At 71.5% G+C, this 19,519-nt stretch carries 19 protein-coding genes; 10 read left to right on the forward strand and 9 right to left on the reverse strand.

Annotated features, from left to right (window positions below):
* Window positions 1-34: 34 nt before the first annotated feature.
* The 3 genes from AB0L65_RS08380 (at window position 35) to AB0L65_RS08390 (ending at window position 3,855) form a co-directional block, all read left to right on the forward strand.
* Complete coding sequence (locus tag AB0L65_RS08380; RefSeq protein WP_364241969.1) at window positions 35-1,852, forward strand: DEAD/DEAH box helicase; 1,818 nt, start codon at window positions 35-37, stop codon at window positions 1,850-1,852.
* A 187-nt stretch (window positions 1,853-2,039) separates the two neighbouring features.
* Window positions 2,040-2,930: an alpha/beta hydrolase gene (locus AB0L65_RS08385; protein ID WP_357733485.1), complete on the forward strand. Its 891-nt coding sequence runs from the start codon at window positions 2,040-2,042 to the stop codon at window positions 2,928-2,930.
* Between the two features lie 13 nt (window positions 2,931-2,943).
* Window positions 2,944-3,855, forward strand: a complete 912-nt coding sequence (locus AB0L65_RS08390; RefSeq protein WP_364241972.1) for an oxygenase MpaB family protein — start codon at window positions 2,944-2,946, stop codon at window positions 3,853-3,855.
* On the opposite strand, the gene AB0L65_RS08395 is transcribed toward AB0L65_RS08390, so the two are convergent.
* From AB0L65_RS08395 to AB0L65_RS08410, 4 genes are all read right to left on the reverse strand, one after another.
* Window positions 3,806-4,990 carry an MFS transporter gene (locus AB0L65_RS08395; protein WP_364241975.1) on the reverse strand — a complete coding sequence of 395 codons (1,185 nt, stop codon included), beginning with the start codon at window positions 4,988-4,990 and terminating at the stop codon, window positions 3,806-3,808. The genes AB0L65_RS08390 and AB0L65_RS08395 overlap by 50 nt on opposite strands.
* Before the next feature lie 104 nt (window positions 4,991-5,094).
* On the reverse strand, window positions 5,095-6,021 hold the full coding sequence (locus AB0L65_RS08400) for a PD-(D/E)XK nuclease family protein (protein ID WP_364241977.1): 927 nt from the start codon (window positions 6,019-6,021) through the stop codon (window positions 5,095-5,097).
* Between the two features lie 31 nt (window positions 6,022-6,052).
* Window positions 6,053-6,763 (reverse strand): MBL fold metallo-hydrolase, encoded by a 711-nt coding sequence (locus tag AB0L65_RS08405; RefSeq protein WP_350725460.1) that lies wholly within the window; start codon window positions 6,761-6,763, stop codon window positions 6,053-6,055.
* A 57-nt stretch (window positions 6,764-6,820) separates the two neighbouring features.
* Window positions 6,821-7,474 carry a DUF6758 family protein gene (locus AB0L65_RS08410; protein ID WP_350725461.1) on the reverse strand — a complete coding sequence of 218 codons (654 nt, stop codon included), beginning with the start codon at window positions 7,472-7,474 and terminating at the stop codon, window positions 6,821-6,823.
* A 47-nt stretch (window positions 7,475-7,521) separates the two neighbouring features.
* Between AB0L65_RS08410 and AB0L65_RS08415 the strand changes: the two genes are divergently transcribed.
* Window positions 7,522-7,917 carry an NUDIX hydrolase gene (locus tag AB0L65_RS08415; RefSeq protein WP_364241981.1) on the forward strand — a complete coding sequence of 132 codons (396 nt, stop codon included), beginning with the start codon at window positions 7,522-7,524 and terminating at the stop codon, window positions 7,915-7,917.
* Between the two features lie 58 nt (window positions 7,918-7,975).
* Here the strand turns inward: AB0L65_RS08415 and AB0L65_RS08420 are convergent, their stop codons facing one another.
* Window positions 7,976-10,744: a hypothetical protein gene (locus tag AB0L65_RS08420; RefSeq protein WP_364241983.1), complete on the reverse strand. Its 2,769-nt coding sequence runs from the start codon at window positions 10,742-10,744 to the stop codon at window positions 7,976-7,978.
* Window positions 10,745-11,048: 304 nt separating this feature from the next.
* Window positions 11,049-12,032 carry a CPBP family intramembrane glutamic endopeptidase gene (locus AB0L65_RS08425; protein WP_364241986.1) on the reverse strand — a complete coding sequence of 328 codons (984 nt, stop codon included), beginning with the start codon at window positions 12,030-12,032 and terminating at the stop codon, window positions 11,049-11,051.
* A 100-nt stretch (window positions 12,033-12,132) separates the two neighbouring features.
* Here AB0L65_RS08425 and AB0L65_RS08430 point away from each other — a divergent pair, with 100 nt between their 5' ends.
* Together AB0L65_RS08430 and AB0L65_RS08435 are read left to right on the forward strand one after the other, a co-directional pair.
* Window positions 12,133-12,846: a hypothetical protein gene (locus AB0L65_RS08430; protein WP_364241989.1), complete on the forward strand. Its 714-nt coding sequence runs from the start codon at window positions 12,133-12,135 to the stop codon at window positions 12,844-12,846.
* A complete protein-coding gene (locus tag AB0L65_RS08435) occupies window positions 12,843-13,385 on the forward strand; it encodes a DUF6529 family protein (protein ID WP_364241991.1) in 543 nt (180 codons plus the stop codon). Before AB0L65_RS08430 ends, AB0L65_RS08435 begins: the two co-directional genes overlap by 4 nt.
* On the opposite strand, the gene AB0L65_RS08440 is transcribed toward AB0L65_RS08435, so the two are convergent.
* Window positions 13,375-14,307: a CoA ester lyase gene (locus tag AB0L65_RS08440; protein WP_350725473.1), complete on the reverse strand. Its 933-nt coding sequence runs from the start codon at window positions 14,305-14,307 to the stop codon at window positions 13,375-13,377. The genes AB0L65_RS08435 and AB0L65_RS08440 overlap by 11 nt on opposite strands.
* A 128-nt stretch (window positions 14,308-14,435) precedes the next feature.
* Between AB0L65_RS08440 and AB0L65_RS08445 the strand changes: the two genes are divergently transcribed.
* Complete coding sequence (locus tag AB0L65_RS08445) at window positions 14,436-14,807, forward strand: hypothetical protein (RefSeq protein WP_364241994.1); 372 nt, start codon at window positions 14,436-14,438, stop codon at window positions 14,805-14,807.
* Between the two features lie 105 nt (window positions 14,808-14,912).
* Here AB0L65_RS08445 and AB0L65_RS08450 read toward each other — a convergent pair whose 3' ends face one another.
* Complete coding sequence (locus AB0L65_RS08450; RefSeq protein WP_364241996.1) at window positions 14,913-15,866, reverse strand: EamA family transporter; 954 nt, start codon at window positions 15,864-15,866, stop codon at window positions 14,913-14,915.
* Window positions 15,867-15,962: 96 nt separating this feature from the next.
* On the opposite strand from AB0L65_RS08450, the gene AB0L65_RS08455 reads away from it, so the two are divergent.
* Together AB0L65_RS08455 and AB0L65_RS08460 are read left to right on the forward strand one after the other, a co-directional pair.
* Window positions 15,963-17,183 (forward strand): CBS domain-containing protein, encoded by a 1,221-nt coding sequence (locus AB0L65_RS08455; RefSeq protein ID WP_364241999.1) that lies wholly within the window; start codon window positions 15,963-15,965, stop codon window positions 17,181-17,183.
* Window positions 17,164-17,631 carry a DUF1003 domain-containing protein gene (locus AB0L65_RS08460; RefSeq protein WP_364242002.1) on the forward strand — a complete coding sequence of 156 codons (468 nt, stop codon included), beginning with the start codon at window positions 17,164-17,166 and terminating at the stop codon, window positions 17,629-17,631. Before AB0L65_RS08455 ends, AB0L65_RS08460 begins: the two co-directional genes overlap by 20 nt.
* Here the strand turns inward: AB0L65_RS08460 and AB0L65_RS08465 are convergent.
* A complete protein-coding gene (locus AB0L65_RS08465; protein ID WP_363970956.1) occupies window positions 17,615-18,076 on the reverse strand; it encodes a MarR family transcriptional regulator in 462 nt (153 codons plus the stop codon). The genes AB0L65_RS08460 and AB0L65_RS08465 overlap by 17 nt on opposite strands.
* A gap of 160 nt (window positions 18,077-18,236) precedes the next feature.
* On the opposite strand from AB0L65_RS08465, the gene AB0L65_RS08470 reads away from it, so the two are divergent.
* Window positions 18,237-19,373 (forward strand): Mrp/NBP35 family ATP-binding protein, encoded by a 1,137-nt coding sequence (locus AB0L65_RS08470; protein WP_364242004.1) that lies wholly within the window; start codon window positions 18,237-18,239, stop codon window positions 19,371-19,373.
* Window positions 19,374-19,519 lie beyond the last annotated feature (146 nt).

Genomic DNA, 19,519 nt, shown 5'->3' on the forward strand with positions numbered 1-19,519 from the left:
CGAGGGCATCGTCACACCGTTCCCCATCCAAGAGATGGCTCTCCCGCTTGCCCTGAGCGGCCAGGACCTCATCGGCCAGGCGCGCACCGGCACGGGCAAGACCTACGCGTTCGGCATCGCCATGCTCCAGAGCATCGGCAAGCCGCGCAAGAACCGCAAGAAGCCCCGCGGGCTCGTCGTCGTACCGACCCGCGAGCTGGCCACGCAGGTCAGCGAAGACCTCGTCACCGCCGCCGGCAAGCTCGGGTCCCGGGTTCTGACCGTTTACGGCGGGCGCGCGTACGAGCCGCAGATCGAGGCGCTCAAGGCCGGGGTCGACGTCATCGTCGGCACCCCCGGACGCCTGCTCGACCTGGTCAAGCAGAAGCACCTCGACCTGAGCCAGGTCACGACCCTGGTGCTCGACGAGGCCGACCGCATGCTCGACCTGGGCTTCCTGCCCGACGTAGAGCGGATCTTCAACCTGATCCCCGGACAGCGGCAGACGATGCTGTTCTCGGCGACCATGCCGGGCGAGATCGTCACGCTGTCCCGTAAGTACCTCAACCGTCCGACGCACGTACGCGCCGAGCACGAGAGCGGCGAGGGTGAGACCACGCCGCAGGTTCGCCAGCTCGTGTGGCGCGCGCACCGCATGGACAAGATCGAGATCCTCGGGCGGCTGCTGCAGGCCGAGGGCCGCGGGCTCACGATGGTCTTCTGCGAGACCAAGCGGGCCTGCGACATGGTCGCCGAACAGCTCGACACGCGCGGCTTCGCCGTCGCGGCCGTGCACGGCGACCTCGGCCAGGGCCAGCGCGAGCAGGCCCTGCGCGCGTTCCGCAACGGCAAGATCGACGTGCTGGTGGCCACCGACGTGGCGGCCCGCGGCATCGACATCGACGACGTCACCCACGTGGTCAACTACGACTGCCCCACGGACGACAAGACGTACGTGCACCGCATCGGCCGCACCGGCCGGGCCGGGCGCACGGGCATCTCGGTCACGTTCGTGGAGTGGGAGGAGCTGACCCGCTGGAAGATGATCAACCAGATGCTCGGGCTCGAGTTCGCCGAGCCCGAGGAGACCTACTCCACCTCGCCGCACGTCTACTCCGAGCTGAACATCCCCGAGGGCACCAAGGGCGTCCTGCCGCACGCGAGCCGATCGCGTGCGGGGCTGTCCGCGGAGCGCCTCGAGGATCTCGGGGAGACCGGCAGGGCACGTGTTCGTGGCGGCGGCCGTCGCCGCGACGAGCGCGAAGAGCGCGAACAGCGCCCTGCCCGTACGCCGCGCCAGCGCCGCCGCACCCGTGGTGGCAAGGAGCTGGCTGAGACCGCAGCCGTCGAGACTCAGGAGGTCGAGCTCGTGGATGCCAAGACGGAGGAGACTCCCGCGATCTTCTCGACGGACGAGATCGAGGCGGCCGCCGAGCCGAAGCGGACGCGTACGCGGAGGGGGGCGGCTTCGTCCGCCATCGAGCAGGCGCTCGCCGAGGCCCCCGAGGCACCCGTCAAGGCCACCCGGTCGCGGCGGGCGGCCGCCGTCACGGCGGCCCCCGAGGCCGACACCGTCGAGGAGGCGCCGGCGAAGAGCACCCGCTCCCGCCGCGCCGCCGACCCGGTGCCGGTCGCCGAGGCCCCGCCCGCTCCTCCGGTCAGCGAGCCGGCGCCGAGCTTCCTCTCGACGCCGCCTCCGCCGGTGCGCGAGGAGGCGGAGCGGATCGTCCCGCCGAACCCGTTCACGGTGATCTTCCAGTCGCCCGACCTGGCTTCGGACGACGACGACATCGCCCCGTCGGCGGCCACGGAGCGCAAGCAGCAGCGCCGCCAGCCCCGTGGCGGGGGCGGCAACCGCCGCCGCACGGGCTGAGCGCCGTCTGAGCACCGCCTGGAAGGCGCGCACCCGCATCGGGTGCGCGCCTTCTGGGTAAGAGGCCCGCGGGCCCTCCTGAGGCGCTCTGGGCGCGTCCGGGGGGCTTCCGGCGAGGAGCCGCATTTGCCCTGCGTGATGCCCATGACGGTGTCGAGCCGCTGACCTCTGGGTATTGTTGCCCCACGTGAGTACGCCGCGATTCCTCGATCTGCCTCCTGGCGTCGCACCACAGAAGATCGAAACGCCACAGGGCACGTTCGCGGTCCTGGAGGCCCTCCCGGTCAGTGGTGTGATTGAGCGCTGGCCCGCCCTCCTGGTCCCCGGCCTGACAGGCAGCAAGGAGGACTTCCTCGCGGTGCTGATGACCCTGGCCCACTCGGGACGCAGGGTGATCGCCGTCGATCTGCGCGGCCAGTACGAGACACCGGGCCCCGACGACCCCGCCGCCTACACCTGCCCCGCGCTCGGCGCCGACGTCGACGCGCTCGCCCAGATCATCGGCGGCGGCGACCCCGTTCACCTGGTGGGCCACTCCTTCGGCGGCCTGGTGGCCAGGGAGGCGGTGATCGACGGGCGCACGAGGTTCGCGTCGTTCACGCTGATGGGGTCCGGGCCCTCGGGCATCGAGGGCAAGCGGGCGGTCAACGGCCGCAAGATCATGGAAGAGGTCCAGGCGTTCGGCCTGGAACACGTGTGGCACCACCGGCTGGAGCCCGAGGCGCTGTCCAACGACGTGTCCGACGAGATCCTGGCCTTCCTGCGCAAGCGCCTGCTCACCAACTCGCCGACCGCGCTGGCCTGCATGGCCGAGCAGGTGCTGAGCATGCACGACCGCACCGACGAGCTGCGCCAGGTCGAGGTGCCCACGCTGGTGCTGTACGGCGAGCACGACGACGGGTGGCCGCCCGAGGAGCAGTCGGAGATGGCGGCCAGGCTCGGGGCCGAGTCCGTGGTCGTGCCCGGCGCCGTCCACTCGCCCGCCGTCGAGGCGCCGGAGACGACGGCGGCGGCGCTGGTGAGGTTCTGGAACGCGGCCGAGAAACACTATTTGGACACCAGGTCCAATGCCATGTAATTCTTTACTTACTATGGCGAACATCGAGGACATCGTCGCGCAACCGCCGCAGAGCGCGACGTGGCAGGTGCATCTCGACCGGTCGATGTGGGTGGGCGGCGTGCGCGGTCTCATGCTGCAGGCGCTGCACCCGCTGGCCATGCGCGGTGTCTGGCAGAACTCCAACTTCCAGGAGGACCCGTTCGGGCGGCTGCGCCGCACGGCGGACTTCGTGGGGCGGGTGACGTTCGGCAGCCCGGAGCAGGCCGACGAGATCGGCAGGCGGGTGCGCGGCATCCACAAGGCGCTGCGCATCCACGATCCCGACACCGGCCGGACCCATCGGGTGGACGATCCCGAGCTGCTGCTGTGGGTGCACTGCGCGGAGGTGTCGTCGTACCTGGAGGTGGCCAGGCGCGGCGGGCTGGGCCTCAGCGAGCGCCAGGCCGACCGCTACCTGTACGAGCAGCGCAAGAGCGCCGCGTACGTCGGCCTGCACCCCGAGGACGTGCCCGGCTCGTGCGCGGAGATGGACGCCTACTTCAAGCAGGCGCGCGCCGGCCTGCGCGTCACGGAGGAGGCGGCCTCGACCGTGCGCTTCCTGATGTGGCCGAGGCTGCCGCACGAGCTCAGGCTCCTGTCGGCGGGGAAGCCCGCCTACTTCCCGTTCGGCGCGCTGTGCTACTACACGCTGCCGGACTGGGCCAGGCGGATGTACGGGGCGCTGCCGGAGGTGCCGCGCGCGACGGTCACGGCCGCGCTGAAGGCGTTCAGGCTGGGGATGAACTCACTGCCGGAGCCGGTGCACGACCACGCGTTCATGCCGGCCACGAGGGAGATGCTGGGAGCCGCCAGGGAGCGTCTCGGCGCGGCCGGGTACGACGTGAGCAAGGGGCTCAAGGGCCTGACCGATCCCCGCCGGTGGCCGCGGGAGCCGGCCGCCTGACCGGCAGGAGCGTGCCGCCCACCAGCACGACCGCCGACACGGCGGCCATCGTCCATCCGCTGCGGCCCATGCCCCCGCCGTCGAACAGCACGCCGAGCGGGGTAGACGCTGTTGCGGCGCCCACGTACCTGGACGACTGGAAGAGCCCCACGGCGACCCCGGTCTCGCTCCTGTCCGCGTGCACGAAGACCAGCGAGTTGAGCCCGAACTGGCTGAGCGCCGACGCCACCCCCAGCAGCCCCGCCGCCACCAGCACCAGCCAGACGGGGCCGACGGCGGGGACCAGGCAGGAGCCGGCGAGCAGCAGCGCCGCGCTGGCCACCAGCACGGTCCGCATCCCCGCCCGCGCGGCCAGCGCCACCGCGACCGGCGTCATGACGATCGCCAGCCCGGCCATGGGGAGCACCAGCAGGCCGGCGATGTGGGCGGGCAGTCCCGCCGAGCGCTGCGCCCACAGCGGCACCACGAAGAACGCCGAGTAGAACACCACGTTGACCAGGGCGAACTGGCCGCACGTGGCCAGCAGTCCGGGCCTCAGCCGGGGCAGCAGGGCGTGTTTCGCGCCGTCCACGCGGACCTTGGGGAGCCAGCGCAGCGCCGCGGTGAGCGCGACCGCCGCGAGCGGGACGTTGACCAGGAAGATCGCCCGCCAGCCCCACAACGAGACCAGGAACCCGCCGAGCACCGGACCGGCGGCGGCGCTGGCGGTGAGCACCATGGAGATCGTCGCGATCACGCGCGGCGGCGGCCTCCCGTCCTCGCCCGGCATCACGGCCTGCACGATCGCCATCCCGGCGGGCATGGTCGCGCAGCTCCCGAACGCCTGCAGCAGCCTGATCCCGACCAGCGCCGGGTACGAGGGGGCCAGCGCGGCCAGCACGCCCGTGACGGCCATCGTCACCAGCCCGGCGCAGAACACCAGCCTCGGGCCCAGCCTGTCGGCCAGCGTGCCCATCACGGGCGGAACGAGGATGCCGGCCAGGTAGAACCCGGCGGCCAGCCACGTCACGGCCGCGATGCCCACGTGGAACTCGGCCTCGATGCTGGCCAGGGCCACGGCGATCATGGACGAGTTCAGGGGGTTGAAGAGTGTGCCCAGCGCCACTGCCGCGGGTAACCGCCCGATAGGTGCCACTTTCCCGTCATTACCACTGTTATCCCCGGGAAACTGGGCTTCCCTCGGCAAATGCCATCAGCCGAGGCGAGCGGTCCCCTCCGCCGCTCGCCCCGGCAGACGGGTCACTCGGCGAGGCCGTCCCACGCGTTGCGGTCGGGGGCCGCCGACCGGCCCTCCGGGCAGTGGCGGCGGAAGTCGCACCAGGAGCAGATCGGGCCGGGGCTCGGTGCGAACAGCTCGTCGATCTCGTCCGGCACCGCCGCCGGGCCGACGGACGGCCGCTCTCCCGAAGCGGTGCGCGAAGCGGCGGAACCCTTCTTGGCGGGCGCGGGCACGAGCGCGCGGTAGCGCTCGTCGGCCGCCGACGCCTCCGTGGCGACGTCCTCGGCGCGCCCGATGTGGCGGGCCAGCGACTCCTCGGTGTGCCGCCACTCCAGGATCTCGCCGGTCGGCAGGTGGTGGAGCTCGACCGTACGGCAGGGCGTGCGCATCATCGTGGAGGCCGCGACCGCGTACACGGCCAGGGCGAGGGACGAGCGGGCGTCGTCCTCGGTGAGCGGCCGGCGGCCGGTCTTGTAGTCGACCACGACCAGCTCGTCACCGCGCCGGTCGAGCCGGTCGATGCGGCCGGAGAGGGCCATGACCTTGGTACGGGTCGCGACCGTGCGCTCGACGCCCACCGGATCGTCGCCGGGATCTAAGGTCGCGACGTATCCGGAGACGAGGTCGCGGGCCCGGCCCAGCCAGTGGGCCGACTGCTCGACGTCCCTGAACCCCTCGGCGATCCACCCGTTCGTGACCAGGATGGCGGCCGTCAGCGGGGTCCTGCGGTCATACGGCTCCCGCCACCACCCCGCGAGCGCGTTGTGCACGCTCGCCCCGACGCTGTTGTGCGCCCACGCGGGGCCCTTGGACGGCTGCGGCCGGTCCAGGTAGCTGAACCGGTAGCGGCGGCGGCAGTCGAGCCACGCGTTCAACCGCGACGGCGTGCACGAGTAGAGCCGCCGCGGCATCCCGTCCAGCGGAAGCTGCCCCTGAGCCGCGCTCATGGCCTCCACCTCGTGAAGGCGCTCCGTTGGGTCACTCGTCGTCGGGGTCGAGCTTGATCCCGGAGAGCTTGGTCCCGTCGGTCAGGGGGCCGTCGTCGGCGCTTTCCGTACGGGTCAGCGAGCCCGACACCCAGTCGTCGAAGTGCGGCTCGAGGTCGCCGATCGTGACCTCGTCACCGTGGGCGGCCAGCACCCGCGTGTCGGCCGGCAGCGTGAACAGCCGCCCGCCGATCGAGGTCAGCTGGTCGGGCAGGGCGGGGTATTCGCCGCCCAGCTTGCCGGGCCCGTCGGCCTGCAGGGCCTTGCCGGTGAAGACGGCCCCGAGGCCCTCGCAGTAGAGCGACACTCCGCCGGGTGAGATGCCGGGCGTCTCCATGACGTCGAGCTGGACGTCGGCCACACCGAAGATGCCGTCGTCCTCCATGTCGATGTCGGGCCAGGTCTCCCGCCAGGTCTCCCGCCACAGCGGCTTGTCCTTGGGGTGCAGGGCGACCACGGCCTCGTCCCGGCTGGCCACCTCGATGGCCGCGGAGACATGGTCGGGCAGGCCCGCCGTGCAGATGACGGCCAGCACTTCCCGCTCGCCCACCTGCTCAAGGATCTTCTCGGCGTCACGCGCCGCGTCGATGACGATGACTTCGTCGTCGTCACCGATGATCCAGGTGTTGTTCTCGACCTTGTGCTCGGTGCCGTCGATGTCGACGACGCCCTCGGTCACCACTCGCTCGATACGCGCTGTCACGCCTCCGAACTCTAGCCCGTCTGCATCAGAGCGCGAATCAGGAGCGTGAAAGCGCGCCTAATCCTCGAGCCGGGGCGAGAACGCACCGAACGGCACGTCCAGCTCGTGATCGCGGACGTCGAGCAACGACAGCTCGGCGAGCGCGATCATGCAGCCGGCGTCGGCCGGCCACGCGATGGCCCACAGCCAGTTGCCGAGCGCCTCGCCCGCGTAGACGGCCCGGTCGTCGGCGCCGTCCACGCACCACAGCGCGGTGGGATGCCCGAGCACGCCGATCTTGGCGTTCGGCGGCCCCGAGTCGAACCCCTCGCCCGGGTCGGGGCCGTCCAGCCCGGCGAACGCCGCGCCGAGCCCGATGCCCGGCTCCTCCGCGATGACGAGCAGGTCGGCGGGGCCTTCCGTCAGCGACGGCCCTGTCAGCGCCACCACGCTGGCCCGGGCGCCGGTGCGCTCGTCACCGACCTCTCCGAAGCCGGTCACCAGCCAGCCGGCGGGCAACGGCCACGGCAGCCACACGGGCACCACGGCGCTCTTCCGGATGGCCTCCAGCGCCGTACCGGTCGGCGGCCACGGAGGCTGGTAGGGCAGGACATCACCGTGCGCGTCGCATCGGTAGGCGCTCGACCACGCACTCGGCCCGTGAAGCGGGCCAAAGCACCGTGGACAGGTTGGAGCCGCTCTCACAACTACCCACGGTGCTTTCTCCGGCACCGGCCCGTCAAGGCCGCTTCCCGTTGTCCCGTCGTAATCTTGGTCATGTGCGCGTAAATTGTGTCGGCGCGATTATTTTCGACTCCTCTGACCAGTTGCTCCTTATCCAGCGGGGACGTCCGCCGGGCGAGGGGCTGTGGTCCATTCCCGGTGGCCGCCTGGAGGCCGGGGAGACGGACGCCGACGGCGTGCGGCGCGAGGTGCTGGAGGAGACCGGGCTGCGCGTGGAGGTGGGCCGCCTGGCGGGCACGGTGGACCGTCCCGGCCTGGGCGGGGCCACGTACGTGATCCGCGACTACCTCGCCACCGTGACGGGAGGCGTGCCCGTGGCCGGGGACGACGCCGACGACGTGCGCTGGTGCGGCACGGACGAGCTGGCGCGGCTGCCGCTCGCCGCCGGCCTCCTGGAGTCGCTGACCGACTGGGGCGTGCTGCCCCGCTGACACGGCCCCATCCGCCCGGCCCCGGCTGGAGCGGCGCCTGAAGTGGCGCCGCTCGGTCCTACCGGTTCGAGGTGAGGCTGGAGGTCCAGAGGATCAGGTGGTCGGCGTTGTACGTGGTGGACCGCCCGAGCGCCACGACCTCCGACCCCGACACGGCCACCGCCGTCAGCCACTGCGCCCCCTGGCCGGCCAGCCGGTCCTTGGTCAGCGCCATGCGGTTCCACGACAGGCCGTCCTGCGAGGTCCAGGCCGCGCTGTCGCCCTCCCCCGGTACGCCGTGCCAGCCCACGGCCACCAGCCCTTCGTCCGCCGCGGCCAGGTCGTACACCGCCGCCGCCTGGTCCGCGGGCAGCCAGGCCGTCTGCCAGGTCGAGCCGTCGTCGTCCGAGACCGCCGCGAAGGCACGCCGCGAACCTCCCGACACGGCCGTGCCGACGGCCACCAGCTTGTCCTGATAAGTCGTGACCCGTCGCAGCCCGGCCGACGTGGCGTCCGGCGGGACCACGCGCTTGCGCGCGCTCCAGTTCACGCCGTCCGAGGAGTGCCAGACCACGCTGCTCTCCTGGTCGGCCCCGCCCGAGCCGCCCACGGCCACGTAACCGCCGTCCCCGGTGGCGACGGCGTCGTAGATCCGCACCCCGGAGCCGCCCTGCGGCAGCTTCTTCGACCTGGTGAACTTGCGCAGATCAGGGGTGAACCACATGGCGGCGCTCGTCGCGCCCATCTGGTCCTTGGCCTCGCCGGCCAGCACGTAGCCCTCCTTGCCGGCCGTCACGACATGGGTCTCCAGGGAAGGGGCGTTCGGGTCGCGGGCCAGGTCGCCGGTGACGTTCACCTTCTTCCAGCTCTCCCCGTCGGCGGAGGTGACGAGGAGCGGGTCGGTGAGGGCCACGTTCGTCTCGGTCGAGCCGACGGCCAGCCAGCCGCGGCCGCCGTGCGCCACGTCCTCCAGCGTCTGCTTGCCCGGGCCGCCGAGGCTCATGGACTTCCAGCTCACCCAGTCCCTGATCGTCCACAGGCCCGCGTCGCCGGAGGCCGAGCCGACGGCGACGTACCGGCCGGCGAAGCTGGCCAGCGCGTTGGTCTCGCGGGCGATCCTGGTCAGGCCATCGACCTGGCCGAGCTGGACGCGCGAGGCACTGTCGCGCGGGGGCGCGGCCATGAGCACGAGCTGGTTGTCGACGTCGGACACCGCCTGGTCGCCGCCGGCGAACAGGGTGCCGCCGTCGGCGATCGTGAACCCGCGCAGCGTCGCGCCCGGCAGGTTGGCGAGGTCGGTCCGCTTGCTCCACGAGCGCCCGTCGGCGCTGGTCAGCACCGAGTAGCGGCCCAGGCCGGCCTGCGTGATCGCCGCGATGCCCGACGGGTAGGAGATCAACGTCTCCACGCCCGTGCTCTCGCCGCTCAGGCCGCCGATGGAGCCGCACTGCGACCACTGCGCCCCGGTCGGCGAGCAGTAGACGCGCAGGTCACCCGTGAACGTGGGAAAGCGCGTCGGCACCAGCACGAACCTCTTGGGCGACACGGCCACCATCCCGGTGTGCGGCGCGACCTCGGGCAGCTGGAACGCGGTCGCCTGCCAGTCCCGCCCGCCGTCCGCCGATCGGAGCACCCGCGATCCCTCGCCGACCGCGGGGTCTCCGATGGCGACGACCGTGTCGCCCTTGGCGACCACCGCCTTGATCTCGCGTACCTCCAGCTCCCGGGTCTCCACCCGCTCCCAGGTCCGGCCGTCGGCGGAGCGCCAGGCCGCGGGGCCCGAACCGCCGTCGTCTCCCGTCGTGCGTCCCACGGCCACGAAACCGGAGGCGGTCCTGGCGATGTCGTTGATCTGGTCACCGGCCCTGAACGCGGCCAGGCCCGCCGCCTCCACGGCCGTCCAGCTGAACCCGTCGGTGCTGGTCCACAGGCCGCGTTCGCCGGACACGCCGTCGCCGCCGCTGGCCAGCCAGCGCCCGTCCCCTCCGACGACCCGCTGGACCGTGGGGGTGGAGGCGCCGTTCACCTGGCCGAGCTGCCAGGTCTTGCCGCCGTCCGGCGAGAACAGGAAGAGCGGGCGCGGGGTCGGGCTCGTCGTGTCGCTGCCGACCGCCACGACCGCGCGGCCCACGGACGTCATGTCGTTGAGCTTCTGGTTGGCGCCCTCGCCCGCGGCCGGCACGGTGAACAGCTCGTCCCCCGAGCGCCCCGTGCCCGCCTCCAGCCGCAGCCCTGGGGCCTCGTCCGAGGTCCACTGCCACACGAGCACGCCGGCGGCCACCAGGATCGCCACGGCCAGGGTCAGGGCGACGGGGGTGGACCTGTTGCGGCGGCGTACGGGGCTGGACCTGCGCATGGCGGAGGGCGCCGGGCCTCTGTGGTGCCGGCCGCTCGACCCCTGGCGCGCCCCGTCGGTGGCGACGAGGAGGTCCGGCCTCGTGGGGCGGCCCGCCGGCGGGCGCCCGACGCGCCGCACCTCGGGCTCGCCATCCTGCTCCGGGGCCTCGGGGACTTCCGGGACCTCTGGGGTCTCGTCGTACCCCGTCGGCTCCTCCGCGGGCGCGGCGGCCTCGGCGCGTTCCGGGACGGGATACACCAGTCGGTACGGCGGCGCGGGCCGGGACGACCGCTCGGGGGCGGGCTCCGCGTCCGGCTCGGACCGTTCGAGCGACTCCTGCGGCGGATGGAGCGGGGTGCCCGCGACGAGCTTGTCCGGGCGGTTGACGACTCGGCGGGGGCGGCGGCGCGGCTCGACCTCGGGCTCGGCCGTCGGCGAGCTGTACGGCCGGCGCCCCTTGGGCGGCTCCTGCGGCTCGTCGTCCGGAATGGGGGCGGCGAACGGCGGCATGCCCCAGGGCGAGCTCAGCGGTAAACCCCTGGCCCGATCGTCGGTGGGACCCGGCGGCGAATGGCTGATCCTCGGCTCTTCGGAGGAATGCGGTTCAGAGGCGCCCTCGGGACGAGGTTCGTCGTCTTCCGGCGGTCGCCGTGGCGGTTCGCTGGGGCCGGAGGCCACGCGCCGTACCTCCTATGGGGTTGAACGTCGTACGGGTGGAACCGGGACGCTGGTCCGTTCCACAGGACCAGACCAGCATGACTCAGCCGGAATAGCGAGACCTCTCTAGCGAGATTCCCGGCACCCCAGGACCGATTTATTCCGAGATAGTGTTAATTGACTGTTTTTTGGCTAGATACAACACACCAAACGCATACACCCCGAGCTGCACCACCGTTCCGGACAACGCCTGCCAGGGCACCGGCACCTTCCCCTGGTCCAGCGCGTCGGCCAGATGCCCGGCCGCGGCGGCCTGCCCGAAGGCCAGCAGGTTGTTCAGCACGTGCAGCGAGATCGCCGACTCCAGCCCTCCGGTGCGCACCGTGAGAAAGCCCATCACGACCCCGAACCCGAACACGTCCACGAGCCCCGCCCACGAATACCCGTGCAGCGACATGAACAGCGCGGAACCGAGCACGATGGACCAGGCCGGATTCCGTATGTGCGCCCCGACGGCCTGCACGAACCAGCCGCGGAAGACGTACTCCTCGGCGGCCGCCTGGAACGGCACCAGCAGCACGATCACGACGAGCGCGGGCAGGAACCCCGACCATCCGCCCCAGCCGAACAGGTCGGCGTCCTCGCCGGCCGCCGTCAGCGCGAGCGCCTGCGCACCCTGCCCCAGCAGCAGGGCCAGCACCGCCAGGCCCGCGCAGGTCAGCAGCCAGCGCCAGCGCAGCCGCCCGGCCACGGACGAGAGCGTGCCGGGGCGCCTGCGCTGGACGAGCGCCGCGGTGCCGTACACGAGGGGCAGCACGGGCGCGAGCGACAGCAACACCACGACCAGCGAGAACACCGGATCGCCGAACAGCTGCCCCTCGGCCTCCAGCGGCGCGGGGATCCCGAGGAGCAGCGACATCACCACGCCGGCCCACACCACCACCGCGCCGATCACGACGAACCCGGTGGCGACGACCAGCGTGCCCACGATCGCCCGCCACGGCCGGGTCGCGGCATTCCGCGCCAGGTGGTCGTAACTCGCACCGATGGGCGTCGGCAGGAACCAGGGCGGCGGCTGATACGGGTGGACCGGCGGCTGCATGCCGTAGATGGGCGGCTGGTGCCCTGGATTCTCCTGCATCTATCCATTCTGTCCGCGCGATGCGCAATAGTTCACAGACGGCCCACCGATTTAGGCGGATGCTCGGAGACGTACGGCATTTCGACCCTGGGAGCAGTCCATGTCAAGGCTGGGACCTGTCATCACCCTCGCGGCGGGAGCAGTGCTCGCCGTGGGGCTGGGTGTCGCCAGCGTCACCGCGACACCGGCGGCCAACGACGAGGCCGCCAACACCGCCGCGGAGGCACCGTCGGCGGGCGAGAGCACCGCGGCCCCGTCACGCTCATCGGAGGCCGAGGCGGACGCCACGCCCTCGCCTCAGCGAACAGAACCGAAGAAGATCGCGAAGGCGGACTACGGAGGCTACGTCAAGGGCAACGGCGGCCTCATCGCGATCTCGATCAGAGACGGCAAGGCCGTCGCCTACTTCTGCGACGGCAAGGCCGAGGCCTGGTTCAAGGGCAGCGAGTCCGACGGCGAGCTGCAACTGACCAGCCTCGGCAGCGCCAAGGTCACCGCCGAGCTGGGCGGCGGCCGGGCCAGGGGCTCGGTCGCGGTCGGCGGAAAGAAGTGGACCTTCGTCGCGCCCACGGTGGTCAAGCCGTCGGGCCTCTACCGCGCCACCGCGCTCGTCAGGGGCGCCAAGCTCCGGGCCGGCTGGATCGTGCTGAAGAACCCGGGAGGTGGCTACACCCAGGTCGGCGCCGCGTTCGAGGGCGACACGCAGGTGCCGATCCCCCAGCTGCGGGACGACCAGCCCACAGCGCCCGTGACCGTCGGCGACACCACGATCCAGCCTGAGGACGTGGACGGCTTCATCGAGGAGATGCAATGACCGCCCTACCCCAGCAGTCCCGCGGCCTGACCCCGCTCCTCGTTCCGCTGCTGGCCGGCGGCCTGGCGGCGCTCGCGCTCGGCGTCTACGGGCGCGTGCACACGCCCACCGGGTTCGCCGTGGGCGTGGCCGGGTTCTCCGGCGCGCTGCCGATGAAGGCGTGGCTGACGACGGGGGCGTTCGTGCTCGCGATCGTGCAGGTCGTCTCGGCCCTGTCGATGTGGGGCAGGCTCGGGGTCACGATCCCGCCCGGCGTGCACCGCTGGTCGGGGCGGATCGCGTTCCTGCTCACGATCCCCGTCGCCTTCCACTGCCTCTACGCCCTGGGCCTGCAGTACGACGTACCGCGAGTGCTCGCGCACTCGCTGCTCGGCTGCTTCTTCTACGGCGTGTTCACGGCGAAGATGCTGGCCCTGCCCAAGCACGACGCGCCCGGCTGGACGCTGCCGGTGCTCGGCGGGCTGGCGTTCACCGCGCTGATCGGGCTCTGGCTGACGTCGTCGTTCTGGTTCTTCACCGCCATCGGCATCAAGGTGTGAAGCTCTTCGTACGCCTCAACCCGGCGGCCCGCCCCTTGGCCGCCACGACGAGCGCCATCTTGCGCGAGGCCTCGTCGATCATCTCGTCGCCCAGCATGGCCGCGCCGCGCTTCTCGACCGAGGTGTAGTACTCGTACGCCTCCAGGATGAGCTCGGCGTGGTCATAGTCGTCCTGCGACGGCGAGAAGACCTCGTTGGCCGCGTCCACCTGGGCGGGATGCAGCACCCACTTCCCGTCGAACCCGAGCGCCGCCGACCTCCTGGCGGCCCGTTTGAAGCCCTCGACGTCCTTGATCTGCAGGTAGGGCCCGTCGATGACCTGCAGGTCGTGCATCCTGGCCGCCATGAGCAGCCGCATGAGGATGTAGTGGTAGGCGTCGCCCTCGACGTAACCGGGCGGCTGCTCACCGACGACGAGCGTACGCATGTTGATCGACGCCATGAAGTCCGCCGGCCCGAAGACGAGCGCCTCCAGGCGCTTGGACGAGCCGGCGATGGCGTCGGCGTTCACCAGGCCGCGGGCGTTCTCGATCTGCGCCTCGATGCCGATGCGGCCCACCTCGTACCCCATGGTCTTCTCGATCTGGGTGAGCAGCGTGTCGAGCCAGACGACCTCGGTCGGGTCCTGCACCTTGGGCAGGATCAGGCAGTCGAGGAACTCCCCCGCCCCCTCGACGACCTCGATCACGTCCCGGTACGTCCAGTGCGTCGTGAGGTCGTTGACCCTGACCACGCGCGTCTTGCCGGACCAGTCGCCCTCGCGGAGCGCGGTCACGATGTTCTTGCGCGCCTCCTCCTTGGCCAGCGGCGCGACGGCGTCCTCGAGATCGAGGAAGACCTCGTCGACGGGCAGGGTCTGGGCCTTCTCCAGGAACCTGGGGTTGCTGCCTGGCACGGCGAGCACGGAACGGCGTGAGCGCATGCGCACACGCTACTGGCCCGGCCGGGTCGCTCCCATGCGGGCCTCGATCTCGCGGGAAACCTGGGAGATCGGCTCGTTCGCCTCGGAGCGGCTCGGGTCCTCGCGCTGAACGGACTACAGTCGAAGCTGTGAGCGACGACACCGCGGCCATCGAGGAGGGCGCCAAGAAGTCCGGCATCCTCTGGCTCACCCTCGACCGCCCCCGCCTGGCCTGGCACACCTGGCACGACGGCGCGATCTACCTCGTGACGGGCGGCGAGGAGCAGGCGCTGCCCGGCCTCGACGCGCTCGACCGGGTCCACGTCACGCTGCGCAGCAAGGACAACGGCGCCAGGCTGGTGGAGTTCGAGGCCGCGGTCGCGGTCGTCGACCAGGCCGCGGCGGCCGACGCCGTGGCCGCGCTGGCCAAGGAGCGGCTCAACGCCCTCGACAGCGAGCACCTCACCGAGCGCTGGGCCCGCGACTCCACGGTCCTGCGCCTCACCCCCGACCGCCGCTGACGAGGCCGGCTCCTGGCCGCGCCTCGATGGTCAGCCTCTGACGGCGACGGGCCTCGAGGGTCAGCCTCTGACGGGCGACCGGCTCCGCGTCGAGCGCCTCGAGGGTCAGCCTCTGACGGCTACGGGCTCCGCCTCGACCTCCGCCGCCGGTGACGGCGAGGGGCTCGCCGTGGCGGTCTGGGCGAGCAGCGCGCCGGACAGCACGAGCAGGCCGCCCACGATCTGGAAGACGCCCAGCGTCTCGCCGACCAGGGCCCAGGCCACCACCGCGCCGCCGATGACCTCGAGCGAGGCGACCGTGGCCCCCACCGCGGCCGACAGCCGCCGCACGGCGTTCACACCCAGGATGTACGCGATCACGGTCGCGACCAGCACCATCCACAGGTACGCGCCCAGCACCGGCAGCGTCCGGCCGCCCTCCGGCGCGACGGTGGCCGTGAAGGCCGCCCACGGGATGTCCCACGGCCGGGCGAACGGGATCAGCACCACGGCCGCCCCCGCCATCCCCCAGGCGATGAGGCCGAGCGGGTCAATGTCGTCGCCGAAGCTATCGTTCATCAGGAAATATCCGGCGCAGCACGCCCCGGCCAGCAGGCCGAGCACCAGGCCCAGCGCGTCCAGCCGCATCCCCTGCCACGCCTCGACCACGATCCCGAGGCCCAGGACCGCGACGACCGCCCCGATGTAGGCCGCCCGCGCGAGCCGTACTTTCCGTACGAACCGCACCCAGGCCACCACCATCACCGGCGCCATGAACTCCAGCAGCAGCGCGATCCCCACCGGCAGCCGCGTGATCGCCACGAAATACAGCGACTGCACCCCGGCCACCGCCATCACCGCGTACAGCCCGAAGAACGGCAGCCTGGACCTGGGGATCCGCAGCGCCTGGGGCTTCACCACGGCCAGCACGGCCAGCAGCAGCAGCCCCGCGCCCGCCATCCGCGTCCAGACGGCCTCGATCGGCGCCAGCCCAGCGGTGATCAGGTACTTGGCCATCGGACCCGAGAACGCGAAACACCAGGAGGACACGAAGGCGAGGCCGAGCCCCGCGTACCTCATCGCCCACCACCTGGGCAGTAATCACCGTTAAGCACGTTTGATACTGACATGAGAGGCGTCCGGGGCGCAATGGGGCAGCACTGTTAGCCTGGCCACGTGAAGATCTTCGTGGCCCGCCTGCCGGGCACCCCGGTCTTCGACCCCGCGGGCGACCAGATCGGCCGGGTCAGGGACGTGGTGGTCGGCCTGCGCATCGGCCTCCGGCCCAACGTGCACGGCCTGGTGGTGGAGGTGCAGCCGCGCCGCAGGGTGTTCCTGCCCATCACCCGGGTACGCCGCATCGAGACGGGGGCCGTGGTCTTCACCGGGCGGCTCAACATGCGCAGGTTCGAGCAGCGCGCCACCGAGACGCTGGTGATCGGCGAGATGCTGGACCTGGGCGTCACGCACGAGGGCGAGCCCATGACCGTCTACGACGTGGCCATGGAGGAGATCAAGCCGTCCCACTGGGAGATCACCCAGGTGGCCCTCTACAAGGGCAGGCGGCGCGACCCGCGGATCGTCGAGTGGGAAGAGGTCTCCGGGTTCGACCGGCTGCAGAAGGACCAGGGGGCGGCCGGGCTGATCTCCGCGTTCGAGTCGCTGCGGGCCGCCGACATGGCCAGCGCGCTGCACGAGTTGCCGAGCAAGCGGCGCATCGAGATCGCCCGCGCCCTGAACGACGTCCGGCTCGCCGACGTGCTCGAAGAGCTTCCGCCCGACGACCAGATCTCCATCCTCGGCACGCTGGAGCCCGAGCGGGCGGCCGACGTGCTGGAGGAGATGGGCCCCGACGACGCGGCCGACCTGCTGCACGACCTCCCGGAGGACCAGGCGGCCAAGCTGCTGGCCCTGATGGAGCCCGGGGAGGCCGCCCCCGTGCGGCGCCTGCTGACCTACCCGGAGACCAGCGCGGGCGGCGTGATGACCAACGAACCGGTCATCCTGCCCCCCACCGCCACGGTGGCCGAGGCGCTGGCCCACATCAGGCAGCAGGACCTCACGCCCGCCGTGGCGGCGCAGGTCTACGTGGCCCGGCCGCCCACCGAGACGCCGACGGGCACGTACCTGGGCGTCTCGCACTTCCAGCGGCTGCTGCGCGAGCCGCCGTCGACGCTGCTCGGCGGCGTGATCGACCCGTCGATCGACCCGATCAGGCCGGATTTCACGCTGCGCGCGGTCACCCGCTACCTGGCGAACTACAACCTCGTCGCCGCCCCGGTCGTGGACGAGCTGGGCCGGCTCGTCGGCGCGGTGACGGTGGACGACGTGCTCGACCACATCCTGCCCGAGGACTGGCGTGAGGGGACCGACGATCATGACGACCGAACGGCTTGACGAGCCCCGGGCCCTGCGCCGCTCGCTGCGGCCGCACTACGACCCGGAGGCGTTCGGCCGCCTGTCGGAGCAGATCGCCCGCTTCCTCGGCACGGCGCGCTTCATCGTCTACATGACCGTGGTCGTCGCGATCTGGGTCATCTGGAACGCGTTCGCGCCGCCGAACATCAAGTTCGACCCGTATCCGTTCATCTTCCTGACGCTGATGCTGTCGTTGCAGGCCAGCTACGCCGCGCCGCTGATCCTGCTGGCCCAGAACCGCCAGGGAGACCGGGACCGCATCCAGTACGAGCAGGACCGCGAGACCGCCGACCGCAACCAGGCCGAGATCGAGTATCTGACCCGCGAGATCGCGGGGCTGCGCCTGGCGCTGAACGAGCTGGCCACGCGCGACTACCTGCGCGCCGAGCTCGGACGCCTCGCGGAGGAGCTCAAGGAGAGTCGCTGAGGTCCAGCTTGGCGACCATCGCCCGGACGCGGGTGATCTCTTCCGCGCCCAGCAGGTCGAGGAACTGGGTCCGGACGCCGCGCAGGTAGGTCGGGGTGGCCTCGGCCAGCCGCTCGGCGCCGGCGTCCGTCAGCACGGCGAACAGCCCGCGGGCGTCGTCCGCGCAGGCCTCCCGCGACACCAGCCCGTCCCGCTGCAGCCGGTCGATGAGCCTGGTCAGGCCGCTGCGGGAGAGCAGGACACGGCCCGCGAGATCGTTCATGCGCAGCCGCCGCTCCGGCGCCTCGGCCAGTTGCACGAGCACCTCGTACGAGGCCAGCGGCAGGTCGTGGGCGACGAGCAGCTCCGCCTCCAGATGCCGGGTGATGCGCACCTGGGCGCGCTGCATCATCCGCCAGACCGCCAGCTCCTCGGCGGTCAGGCCCTCGTCGCGCAGAAGAGTCACGGAGTAACCTTAGGACGTTGTTGCACAGACATCTAACAGCACGGATTAACTCAGTGAGGCCGTCGGTTCATACCATGGAGGGGCATCCTCACTGGCGTCCTGCGCCTGTCACACATATACCGACAAAGGAGGGACGGCACTCCCTCGTGCCGAGACTTCGATGGCACCTACCCAGGAACAGGTGACGGCGGCTCTCGCCAACGTCATCGACCCCGAGATCCGTCGCCCGATCACGGACCTCGACATGGTCAAGAGCATCGATATCGCTCCCGACGGCGTGGTGCGCGTGGGCATCTTCCTCACCGTGGCTGGCTGTCCGCTGAAGGACACCATCCGCCGCGACGTCACCAACGCCGTCGCCAAGCTCGACGGCGTGGCGGGCGTCCAGATCGAGCTCGATGTCATGAGCACCGAGCAGCGCAAGCAGCTGCAGACCAAGCTGCGGGGCGACCGCGGGCCGGAGAAGGAGATCCCGTTCAACCAGCCGGGCTCGCTGACCCGCGTGTTCGCGGTGGCCAGCGGCAAGGGCGGGGTCGGCAAGTCGTCCGTGACGGTCAACCTGGCCGCCGCGATGGCCTCCAGCGGCATGAAGGTCGGCATCGTCGACGCCGACATCTACGGCCACAGCATCCCGCGCATGCTGGGCGCCGCCGAGCGGCCCACCAAGGTCGAAGACATGATCATGCCGCCGGTGGCCCACGACATCAAGGTCATCTCGGTCGGGATGTTCAAGCCGGAGGGCAACACGCCGGTGGTCTGGCGCGGGCCCATGCTCGACCGGGCGCTCCACCAGTTCCTGGCCGACGTCTACTGGGGCGACCTCGACGTACTCCTCCTCGACCTGCCCCCGGGCACGGGCGACATCGCGATCTCTGTGGCGCAGCGGCTGCCGACGGCGGAGATCCTGGTCGTGACGACGCCGCAGATGGCCGCCGCCGAGGTGGCCGAGCGGGCGGGGTCGATCGCCGCGCAGACGCACCAGCAGATCGCCGGCGTCATCGAGAACATGGCGTGGCTGCCGTGCCCCCACTGCGACGAGCGCATCGCCGTGTTCGGGGAGGGCGGCGGCCAGACGGTCGCCGACGCGCTCACCCGCACGCTGGGCGCCCGCGTCCCGCTCCTGGGCCAGGTCCCGATCGACCTCCGGCTCCGCGAGGGCGGCGACGAAGGCAAGCCGCTGGTCCTGACGGAGCCCGACGCACCGGCGGCGGCCGAACTCCGCAACATCGCCTCCACCCTCAGCAAGCGCTCCACCAGCCTCAAGGGCCTCCAACTCGGCCTCTCCCCGAACCGCTGATTCTTGGTGCCTGCCTGATTTCCGGCGTCCGTCCTCTGGGCGGGCGCCGTTCTCAGTCCCCCCGTGGTCCTTTACGGCCACGCGCAGTGAGCCGCTCTCCCGCCGTTTTCGGTGCCCGTCCTTCGGGTCCTTTACGGCTGCGCACG

This window comes from Nonomuraea sp. NPDC052116 (genome assembly GCF_040680035.1).
Lineage (GTDB): Bacteria > Actinomycetota > Actinomycetes > Streptosporangiales > Streptosporangiaceae > Nonomuraea > Nonomuraea angiospora_A.

Coding starts and splice junctions, on each gene's coding strand:
- AB0L65_RS08420 (WP_364241983.1), bottom strand. CDS start 10,744: ATGCCGCCGTTCGCCGCCCCCATTCCGGACGACGAGCCGCAGGAGCCG.
- AB0L65_RS08430 (WP_364241989.1), top strand. CDS start 12,133: ATGTCAAGGCTGGGACCTGTCATCACCCTCGCGGCGGGAGCAGTGCTC.
- AB0L65_RS08425 (WP_364241986.1), bottom strand. CDS start 12,032: ATGCAGGAGAATCCAGGGCACCAGCCGCCCATCTACGGCATGCAGCCG.
- AB0L65_RS08440 (WP_350725473.1), bottom strand. CDS start 14,307: ATGCGCTCACGCCGTTCCGTGCTCGCCGTGCCAGGCAGCAACCCCAGG.
- AB0L65_RS08400 (WP_364241977.1), bottom strand. CDS start 6,021: ATGAGCGCGGCTCAGGGGCAGCTTCCGCTGGACGGGATGCCGCGGCGG.
- AB0L65_RS08390 (WP_364241972.1), top strand. CDS start 2,944: ATGGCGAACATCGAGGACATCGTCGCGCAACCGCCGCAGAGCGCGACG.
- AB0L65_RS08450 (WP_364241996.1), bottom strand. CDS start 15,866: ATGAGGTACGCGGGGCTCGGCCTCGCCTTCGTGTCCTCCTGGTGTTTC.
- AB0L65_RS08470 (WP_364242004.1), top strand. CDS start 18,237: ATGGCACCTACCCAGGAACAGGTGACGGCGGCTCTCGCCAACGTCATC.
- AB0L65_RS08460 (WP_364242002.1), top strand. CDS start 17,164: ATGACGACCGAACGGCTTGACGAGCCCCGGGCCCTGCGCCGCTCGCTG.
- AB0L65_RS08435 (WP_364241991.1), top strand. CDS start 12,843: ATGACCGCCCTACCCCAGCAGTCCCGCGGCCTGACCCCGCTCCTCGTT.
- AB0L65_RS08380 (WP_364241969.1), top strand. CDS start 35: ATGGCTCTCCCGCTTGCCCTGAGCGGCCAGGACCTCATCGGCCAGGCG.